Here is a 9,003-nt window from a genome sequence, read left to right as displayed (position 1 = left end):
GCGCGGCGCCACCGGTTTCGTAGGATCACAGACTCATAAATACCGGCAGAAACCCCTTGATACGGGACATATAGCCCGGATGGCGACGTGCCGCCGTGGCTCGTTGACGCCGTTGTTCACGGCGCGTTCCACCGCCGGGCACCTCGCGCCGGTAGGAACGTCGGGAGCGATCACCGAGCACGGCGCAGCCGTCGGCACAGGAGGAGTTTCCATGGCGCAGGGGTCCGGGCACGCAGTCGGCAGACGCGCGGTGCTGCGGGGGGCGGTGGGCGCCGCTGCGGCCTCCGCGGTGCCGCCGGCCGTGGGCGCCGCTCCTGCGCTGGCCCTGGCGGGGCGGCCCGAGGCGCGGTGGGGCGTGCAGGCCGGCGACGTGACGGCCTCCTCGGGCCTGGTGTGGGTGCGGGCCGACCGCCGCGCCCGGATGATCGTGGAGACCTCGGCCACGGAGTCCTTCCGCTCCGTACGCCGCCGGCACGGCCCGCTGGTCGGGCCCGGTACGGACTTCACCGGCAGGACGGCCCTGCGCGGCCTGCCGCCCGGCGAGCAGATCCACCACCGCGTCCTGCTGGCCGACCCGGACGACCCCCGCCGCACCGGCCGCCCGGTCCACGGCACCTTCCGCACGGCGCCCGCCCGCCGTTCGGACGTGCGCTTCCTGTGGTCGGGGGACCTGGCCGGGCAGGGCTGGGGCATCAACCCCGACCGCGGCGGCTACCGCATCTACGAGCACATGCGGCGCCTGGAACCGGACTTCTTCCTGTGCAGCGGCGACACCATCTACGCCGACAGCCCCATCGCGCCGTCCGTGACGCTGCCCGACGGAAGTGTCTGGCGGAACGTCACGACCGAGGAGAAGGCGAAGGTCGCCGAGACGCTGGCCGAGTTCCGCGGCGCGTTCCGCTACAACCTGCTCGACGCCAACCTGCGCCGGTTCAACGCCGAGGTGCCCACCGTCGTGCAGTGGGACGACCACGAGGTGCACAACAACTGGTACCCCGGCCAGATCATGGACGACGCGCGCTACGCGGAGAAGAGCCTGGACGTGCTGGCCGCCCGCTCGCGGCGGGCCTTCTCCGAATACTTCCCCCTCTCCACGCAGCAGGAGGACGGCGACGGCCGCATCTACCGCGTCCTGCGCCACGGCCCCCTGCTGGACGTCTTCGTCCTGGACATGCGCACGTACCGCAACGCCAACTCGCCCGGCCGCCGCCCCGACGACGCGCAGGGGATCCTGGGCGCCCGGCAGCTGGAGTGGCTCAAGCGGGAGCTGTCGCGCTCGCGCGCGGTGTGGAAGGTGATCGCCTCCGACATGCCGCTGGGGCTCGTGGTCACCGACGGCCCGGCGGACTTCGAGGCGGTCGCGCAGGGCGACCCGGGCGCGCCCCTCGGCCGCGAGCTGCAGATCGCCGAGCTGCTGCGGCACGTCAAGCACCGGCGGATCACCGGCACGGTCTGGCTGACCGCTGACGTGCACTACACCTCGGCGCAGCACTACGCCCCGGAGCGGGCCGCGTTCAAGGACTTCGCGCCGTTCTGGGAGTTCGTCTCGGGGCCGCTGAACGCGGGCGGCTTCCCGGCGAACGGGCTGGACGGCACGTTCGGCCCGCAGCAGGTCTTCCTCAAGGCGCCGGCCACCGCCAACGTCCCGCCCGGCCGGGGCAGCCAGTTCTTCGGCGAGGTGTGCATCGACGGCGAGGGCGGCGAGCTGACGGTGCGGCTGCGCGACGAGGAGGGGGCGGTGCTGTTCACCAAGGTGCTGCAGCCGGGGCGCGTCGGACAATGACGCCGCCTGCGGGCGGTGGGATGGTGGGGCTGTCCGGCCGACCCGAGCGGAAGGTGGCTTGCCATGGCCGAGCAGGTGGACGTCGTCGTCATCGGCATGGGCCCCGGCGGCGAGCACGTCGCGGGCCGGCTCGCCGAGGCGGGGCTGGACGTGGTGGGCGTCGAGGCGGAGCTGGTCGGCGGCGAGTGCCCGTACTGGGGGTGCGTGCCGAGCAAGATGATGATCCGCGCGGGGAACCTGCTGGCCGAGGCGCGGCGCGTGCCGGGCATGGCGGGTTCGGTGCAGCAGGTCGTGCCCGACTGGGCGCCGGTGGCCGCCCGGATCCGCGACGAGGCGACGGACGACTGGAACGACCGGGTGGCGGCCGACCGCTTCACCGGCAAGGGCGGCCGCCTGGTGCGCGGGCGCGGGAGGCTGGCCGGCCCGCACCGCGTGGTGGTCGAGGGCGGCGAGGGCGGCGGGCGGGAGTTCGAGGCCCGGCTGGGCGTGGTGCTCGCCACCGGCTCCCGGCCGCAGATCCCGCCGGTGCCGGGCCTGGCGGACGTCCCCTACTGGACGAACCGGGACGCGGTCTCGGCGAAGGAGCCGCCGCGCTCGCTGCTCGTGCTCGGCGGGGGTGCGATCGGCCTGGAGGTCGCCCAGGTCTACGCCCGCTTCGGCACGCGCGTCACGGTGGTGGAGGCGATGGACCGGCTCGTCCCGGGCGAGGAGCCGGAGGCGGCCGCGCTGCTGGCCGGGGTCCTCGGCGGCGAGGGGCTGACGCTGCGCACGGGCGCCCGGGCGACCGGGGTGCGGCACGGCGGCGACGCGTTCGCGCTGACGCTGGAGGACGGCACGGAGCTGACGGGCGATCAGCTGCTGGTGGCCACGGGCCGCCGGGCGGACCTGAGCGCCCTGGGCCTGGAGACCGTGGGCCTCGACCCCGCCGGGCGGGCCCTGAAGACGGACGGCCGGATGCAGGCCGCCCCGGGGCTGTGGGGCGTGGGCGACGTGACGGGCCACGGCGCGTTCACCCACGTGGCGATGTACGAGGCGGAGGTCGCGATCCGCTCGGTGCTCGGCGAGCCGGGCCCCAAGGCCGACTACCGGGCCCTGCCGCGGGTGACGTTCACCGACCCGGAGGTCGGCGCGGTGGGCCTGACCGAGCACCAGGCCCGCGAGAAGGGGCTGCGGGTGCGCACGGGGCTCTCGCGCGTGCCGTCCTCCGCGCGCGGCTGGATCCACAAGGCGGGCAACGAGGGCCTGGTCAAGCTCGTCGAGGACGCGGACCGCGGCGTGCTCGTGGGGGCGACGGCCGCCGGGCCCACGGGCGGCGAGGTGATGTACGGCCTGGCCGTGGCCGTCCAGGCCGAGGTGCCCGTGGAGACGCTACGGCACATGATCTTCGCCTACCCGACGTTCCACCGGGGTGTGGAGGACGCACTGGCCGACCTCCGTACGAGCGAGACCCGGCCGGACACCCCGGGGGCCGGGAACTCGTAGAAACCGGCCCGCGGACCGGGAAACGGGACAGTTGACCAAAAGAACGCACTTAACCCATCGGTCACAGACTGTTCGTGATCACGCAACACCCCTCCGTCAGGGTGGTGCCCATGACGGACGAGACCACCGCGAAGCCCCACCGTGCCCATCACTGGCGGCGGGACCTGGTCGAACTGGCCGCCCTGTTCACCGCGGTCGCCGCCGCCGACACCCTGGCCGACACCGTCGCACACGGTCCCGACGGACCCGTCCTGCTCGTCTCCTCGGCCGCCGCCCTGCTGGCCACGACGGCCTTCCACACCTGGTGGGCGCGCCGGCACCACCACGCTCCCCCCGCCCCGCCGGCCGCCGCGCACTCCGGCCGCACCCTGGTGAAGGACACCCCGGATCCCGGCGTGGCCGACGCCACCACCCTGTGGCGGATGCGCACGACCGTGCGCGACGAGCCCGGCAGCCTGGCCGCGCTCTGCTCGGCACTCGCCCGCCACGGCGTCGACATCCTCTCCCTGCAGACGCACCCCTTGGCCGACGGCGTCGTCGACGAGCTCCTGCTGCGGGCCCCCGGGGCCCTGGCCGCCCGCGACCTCGCGGAGGCCGCGGCCACCGGCGGCGGCAGCGACACCTGGCTGGAGCGGGCCGACGCCCACGACCTCGTGGACGCCCCCACCCGGGTCCTCAACCTCGCCACCCGCACGGCGCTCGACGCCGCGGAACTCCCCCTCGCGCTGCGCCGGCTGCTCGGCCGCTGCACGATCCGCTCCGCCCCCGCCCGCTCGCCGCGCGGCGGCGCCCCCGCCGAGCCCGTTCCGGCGGAGGGGATGTGGGAGGGGACCGTGATGCGCCTGCGCGACCCCGCGGGCGGCTCCATCACCATCGAGCGCCCTTACCTGCCGTTCACGCCCACCGAGTTCGCCCGGGCCCGCGCCCTGGTCGAGCTCGACGCCCGCCTCGGCCCGCGCGTCCCGCCGCGCGCCGACGTGCTCACCCTGCCCGAGGGCAACGCGATCACCGTGCGCCGCGCCGACGCGGGCGACCTGGACGCGGCGCGCGCCATGCACGAGCGCTGCTCCCCCGCGACGCTCGCCCAGCGCTACCACGGCCCCGTGGGCGACGCCGACCGCTACCTGCGCCACCTGCTGAGCCCGCGCTTCGGCCGCACCCTGGCCGCGTACACCGCCACGGGCCGCCTGGTCGCCCTGGGCCACCTGCTGTGGGACGGCGACGAGACGGAGGTCGCCCTGCTCGTCGAGGACCAGTGGCAGCGCCGCGGTGTCGGCGGCGAACTCCTCGGCCGCCTGGTCGGCCTGGCCGTGGACGCCGGCTGCGGCAGCGTCTACGCCGTCACGCGCTCGTCCAACACGGGCATGGTCGCGGCGATGCGGGCGCTGGACCTGCCGCTGGACTACCAGGTCGAGGAGGGCACGCTCGTCATCACCGCCCGGCTCGCCCCGGCCCGCGTCCCGGTGCTCCCGCCCACATCGTGACATTCCGCCGGAGCCCGGCACGGAGCACGAAATGCCGGTGACGCCGCACGCCCCGCCGTACGAGGATGTCCGCATGCCGAACGAGACGAGTACCCCGCTTCCCCGCCAGGTCGCCGACGCCTACGTCGACGCGTACACCGAACTCGACCCCATCACGGGCACCTATCTCGGAGTTGCGGGGTCCGCGACGCGGCTGCCGGACTTCTCCCCCGCGGGGCAGCAGGCCGTCGCCGACCTCGCGCGCACGACCCTCGACCGCCTCGCCGAGGCCGAGCGGCAGCCCGGCGCCGACTCCGGCATCGAGCGCCGCTGCGCCCGCCTGCTGCGCGAGCGCCTCACCGCCCAGCTCGCGGTGCACGACGCGGACGAGCACCTGCGCGCCGTCAGCAACATCCACTCGCCGCTGCACTCGGTGCGCGAGGTGTTCACCATGATGCCGGCCGACACCGCCGAGGACTGGGCGGCGATCGCCGAGCGGCTGCGGGCCGTCCCCGCGGCCCTGGAGGGATACCGGGCCTCGCTCGCCGAGGGCCTGGAGCGCAAACTGCCCGCCGGGCCGCGTCAGGTCGCCACCAACCTCACGCAGCTCGACGAGTGGATCGGCTCCGGCAACGGCTGGTTCGGCGACTTCACCGCGGAGGGCCCGCAGGAGCTGCGCGCCGAACTGGACGCGGCGGCGGCCGTCGCGACGGGCGGTCTCGCCGTGCTGCGCGACTGGCTGCGCGACGTCTACGCGCCGGGCGTCGAAGGCGCCCCGGAGGTCATCGGGCGCGAGCGCTACGCCCGCTGGTCGCGCTACTGGAACGGCACGGACCTCGACCTCAACGAGGCCTACGCGTACGGCTGGTCGGAGTTCCACCGCATCCTCGGCGAGATGCGCACCGAGGCGGAGAAGGTGCTGCCCGGCGCGAGGACGCCGTGGGAGGCGCTGGCCCACCTCGACGAGCACGGCACGCACATCGAGGGCGTCGAGGAGGTGCGCGTCTGGCTGCAGGAGCTGATGGACGGGGCCATCGAGGCGCTGGACGGCACGCACTTCGAGCTGGCCGAGCGGGTCAAGCGGGTCGAGTCCCGCATCGCCCCGCCCGGCGGCGCGGCGGCCCCGTACTACTCCGAGCCGTCGGAGGACTTCTCCCGCCCGGGCCGCACGTGGCTGCCGACCATGGGCCAGACCCGCTTCCCCGTCTACGACCTGGTGTCCACCTGGTACCACGAGGGCGTCCCGGGCCACCACCTCCAGCTCGCGCAGTGGATGCACGTGGCCGAGCAGCTCTCGCGCTACCAGGTCACCCTCGGCGGGGTCAGCGCCAACGCCGAGGGCTGGGCGCTGTACGCGGAGCGGCTCATGGACGAACTGGGCTTCCTCACGGACCCCGAGCACCGGCTGGGCTACCTCGACGCCCAGATGATGCGCTCCACCCGGGTGATCGTCGACATCGGCATGCACCTGGAGCTGGAGATCCCCGCGGACTCCCCCTTCCACCCCGGTGAGCGCTGGACGCCAGAGCTGGCGCAGGAGTTCTTCGGCATGCACAGCGGCCGCCCGGCGGACTTCGTGGAGAGCGAGCTCGTGCGCTACCTCGGCATGCCGGGTCAGGCGACCGGCTACAAGCTGGGCGAGCGGGCCTGGCTGGCCGGCCGCGACGCGGCCCGCGCCGCGCACGGTGCCGCCTTCGACGCCAAGGCCTGGCACATGGCGGCGCTGTCGCAGGGCTCGCTAGGCCTGGACGACCTGGTGGCCGAGCTGTCGGTGCTGTGACGGCGAGGAGGGGGCGAGCCTGCGGGCCCGCCCCCTCCTCCAGGTCTGTCAGATGCGCCAGGTGCGGATCCGGTCGGCGCACTCGTAGACGTCGACGCGGTATTCCTTGATGTCGCGCGCGAGGTCGACTATCGATCCGTACGGCGGGTCGATGCCCTCGCCGGCCGCGGCCATGTAGGCCACGACGACCATGCACGCGTACAGGCTGCTGCGCACGGGCAGCGGCTGCAGGCGGACGAGGGTGTGCATCAGGGCGGCCGCGCGCCAGGCGGCGTCGGGCTCGTGGTCGAACTTCGCCACGTCGAAGGCGTGCCGCGAGACGGCGGCGGCGAGGGCGGTGTAGTCGTGGACGGCGGGCTCTTCGTACAGCTTCTGCTCCTGTACGCCCAGGAGCCAGGGCAGATCGATGAGCAGCGACATCAGGCAGCCGCACCACCCGTGGACGGCGGAGCCTCCTCGGGGAAGGCGGCGTCGAACTCCGCCACGTGCTCGTTCCAGAACTTGGCGGCGCGCTCCACGAAGCGGCGGCGCTGCTGTTCGCGCACGGACAGGTCGTGCACGTACGCCTTGATGCTCTTGCCGTCCGCGGCAGCGGCCTCGCGGATGGCCGCGAGTTCCTCTTCCGTGAATTCGATGTTGAGTGCCGGCATGCCCCCACGGTACCGGCCGAGTACCGCGGGTGGCAGCGGCCCGGGCGGACTTCGTGCGCAGGGCGCACGCCCGGCCGGTCAGCAGCCGCAGTCGTCCGCGTCGAGCGGGGCGGTGAGCGGGTCCGCCGGGAGCTGCCGGGTGCCGTCGGCGGTCTCCACCGCGTAGCCCTCGCGGATCCAGTACTCGATGCCGCCCAGCATCTCCTTGACGCGGTAGCCGAGCCGGGCGAGGGCCAGGGCGGCGCGGGTGGCGCCGTCGCAGCCGGGGCCCCAGCAGTGGACGACGACGGGGACGGCGGGGTCGAGGAACTGCCGGGCCAGCTGCGGGATCTGCGCCGTCGGCAGGTGGACGGCGCCGGGGACGTGGCCCTGGTCCCAGGACGCGGTGGAGCGCGAGTCCACGACGACGAAGTCCGCGGCGCCTTCGGCGAGGGCGGCGTGAACGTCGGCGACGTCGGTGTGGAAGGCGAGCCGGGCGGCGAAGTACGCGGCGGCGTCGGCGGAGGGCGCGGGCGGCACGGCCATGACGCGGCTCGTGGCGGGAGCGGCGGCAGCGGCGGGGTCAGTGGTGGGGGCAGGGCCAGTGGTGGGGGCGGTGGTGTTCATGACCATGAATCTACGACGCAAGATCACCGAGCAGAACCGTCATTCCTCGGCAAAACTCTTGAGTTACCAGGGATTTCACTGCTAAACATCGCCCATGACCGGCTATTCCCCCGACGCCACCGACTGGCGCATCCTCGACGCCCTGCAGCACAACGGACGCGTCGGCTACGCCGAGCTGGCGCGGATCGTGAACATGTCCTCCAGCGCCGTCACCGAGCGGGTGCGCCGGCTGGAGGAGGCGGGCGTCATCAGCGGCTACACGGCCGTCGTCGACCCCGAGAAGCTGGGCATGCCCGTCCTCGCCTTCGTCCGGCTGCGCTACCCCAACGGCAACTACAAACCCTTCCACGACCTGCTGGAGAGCACGCCGGAGATCCTGGAGGCCCACCACGTCACCGGCGACGACTGCTTCGTGATCAAGGTCGCGGCCCGGTCGATGCGGCACCTGGAGGAGGTGGCGGGGCGGATCGGTGCGCTGGGGTCGGTGACGACCAGCGTCGTGTACTCCTCCCCGCTGCCGCGGCGCGCGATCGGCCGCTGAAGGCCGGGCCCCGGTGGGGGCCCGGCCGGAGCCCGGTGCGGGGGGCGGTGAGTTCAGCCGTGCGGGCCGGCGCCGGCGATCTCGTGCCGGACGGCCGAGCCCGAGCGGCCCTTGACCACCCGCAGCTGGGCGGGCACCCGCCGGCGCAGGTCGGCGACGTGGCTGACGATGCCGACGGCGCGGTCCCGCTCGCGCAGCGAGTCCAGGACGTCCAGCACCTCGTCCAGGGTCTGCTCGTCGAGGCTGCCGAAGCCCTCGTCGATGAAGAGGGTGTCCAGGCGGACGCCGCCCGCCTCCTCCGTGACGACGTCGGCGAGGCCTAGGGCGAGGGCGAGCGAGACGAAGAAGGTCTCGCCGCCGGAGAGCGTGGCGGTGTCGCGCTCCTTGCCGGTCCAGTGGTCGATCACGTGCAGGCCGAGGCCGGAGCGGGCGTTGCCGCCGGCCCGGGCGTCGGAGTGGACGAGGGTGTAGCGGCCGGCGGACATGCGCCGCAGCCGGGCGGTCGCGGCGGCCGCGACCTGTTCGAGGCGGGCGGCCAGGACGTACGACTCCAGGCGCATCCGGCGTTCGTTGCGGGTGGACGTGCCCGCGGCGAGCGCCGCCAGCTCCGCCACGCGGTGGTACTCCTCGCGCAGCGGGGCGAGCCGGCAGGCGTCGGTGACGGCCGCGGCGGAGAGCCGGTCCAGCTCCTGGCAGCG

Annotated in this window: 9 protein-coding genes; 5 read left to right on the top strand and 4 right to left on the bottom strand. The window is 74.3% G+C overall.

The window, feature by feature from the left end:
• The first annotated feature begins 211 nt into the window (after positions 1–211).
• From V7793_RS27695 to V7793_RS27680, 4 genes are all read left to right on the top strand, one after another.
• Positions 212–1,783: an alkaline phosphatase D family protein gene (locus V7793_RS27695; protein WP_336011248.1), complete on the top strand. Its 1,572-nt coding sequence runs from the start codon at positions 212–214 to the stop codon at positions 1,781–1,783.
• A 63-nt stretch (positions 1,784–1,846) separates the two neighbouring features.
• On the top strand, positions 1,847–3,265 hold the full coding sequence (locus tag V7793_RS27690; RefSeq protein ID WP_336011246.1) for a dihydrolipoyl dehydrogenase family protein: 1,419 nt from the start codon (positions 1,847–1,849) through the stop codon (positions 3,263–3,265).
• Between the two features lie 110 nt (positions 3,266–3,375).
• Positions 3,376–4,749 carry a GNAT family N-acetyltransferase gene (locus tag V7793_RS27685; protein WP_336011244.1) on the top strand — a complete coding sequence of 458 codons (1,374 nt, stop codon included), beginning with the start codon at positions 3,376–3,378 and terminating at the stop codon, positions 4,747–4,749.
• A 73-nt stretch (positions 4,750–4,822) separates the two neighbouring features.
• Positions 4,823–6,508 carry a DUF885 domain-containing protein gene (locus V7793_RS27680; RefSeq protein ID WP_336011241.1) on the top strand — a complete coding sequence of 562 codons (1,686 nt, stop codon included), beginning with the start codon at positions 4,823–4,825 and terminating at the stop codon, positions 6,506–6,508.
• A gap of 48 nt (positions 6,509–6,556) precedes the next feature.
• On the opposite strand, the gene V7793_RS27675 is transcribed toward V7793_RS27680, so the two are convergent.
• The 3 genes from V7793_RS27675 to V7793_RS27665 all read right to left on the bottom strand — a co-directional run bounded on the left by V7793_RS27675 (position 6,557) and on the right by V7793_RS27665 (position 7,764).
• A complete protein-coding gene (locus tag V7793_RS27675; RefSeq protein WP_058041443.1) occupies positions 6,557–6,928 on the bottom strand; it encodes a hypothetical protein in 372 nt (123 codons plus the stop codon).
• Positions 6,928–7,158, bottom strand: a complete 231-nt coding sequence (locus V7793_RS27670) for a hypothetical protein (protein WP_058041442.1) — start codon at positions 7,156–7,158, stop codon at positions 6,928–6,930. The genes V7793_RS27675 and V7793_RS27670 overlap by 1 nt, the downstream gene beginning before the upstream one ends.
• A 78-nt stretch (positions 7,159–7,236) precedes the next feature.
• Positions 7,237–7,764 carry a rhodanese-like domain-containing protein gene (locus tag V7793_RS27665; RefSeq protein WP_443058009.1) on the bottom strand — a complete coding sequence of 176 codons (528 nt, stop codon included), beginning with the start codon at positions 7,762–7,764 and terminating at the stop codon, positions 7,237–7,239.
• Positions 7,765–7,858: 94 nt separating this feature from the next.
• On the opposite strand from V7793_RS27665, the gene V7793_RS27660 reads away from it, so the two are divergent.
• Positions 7,859–8,305 (top strand): Lrp/AsnC family transcriptional regulator, encoded by a 447-nt coding sequence (locus V7793_RS27660; protein WP_336011236.1) that lies wholly within the window; start codon positions 7,859–7,861, stop codon positions 8,303–8,305.
• Between the two features lie 53 nt (positions 8,306–8,358).
• Here the strand turns inward: V7793_RS27660 and V7793_RS27655 are convergent.
• Positions 8,359–9,003, bottom strand: a 645-nt coding sequence (locus V7793_RS27655) for an SbcC/MukB-like Walker B domain-containing protein (RefSeq protein ID WP_336011234.1), incomplete at its 5' end; no start/stop codon positions are given.

Origin of the sequence: Streptomyces sp. KLMMK, assembly GCF_036961605.1 — a bacterium.
In the GTDB taxonomy this organism is placed as follows: Bacteria; Actinomycetota; Actinomycetes; order Streptomycetales; family Streptomycetaceae; genus Streptomyces; species Streptomyces telluris.
Note: the sequence above shows the minus strand (reverse complement) of the source record. Positions and strands in the feature narration are given on the sequence as shown.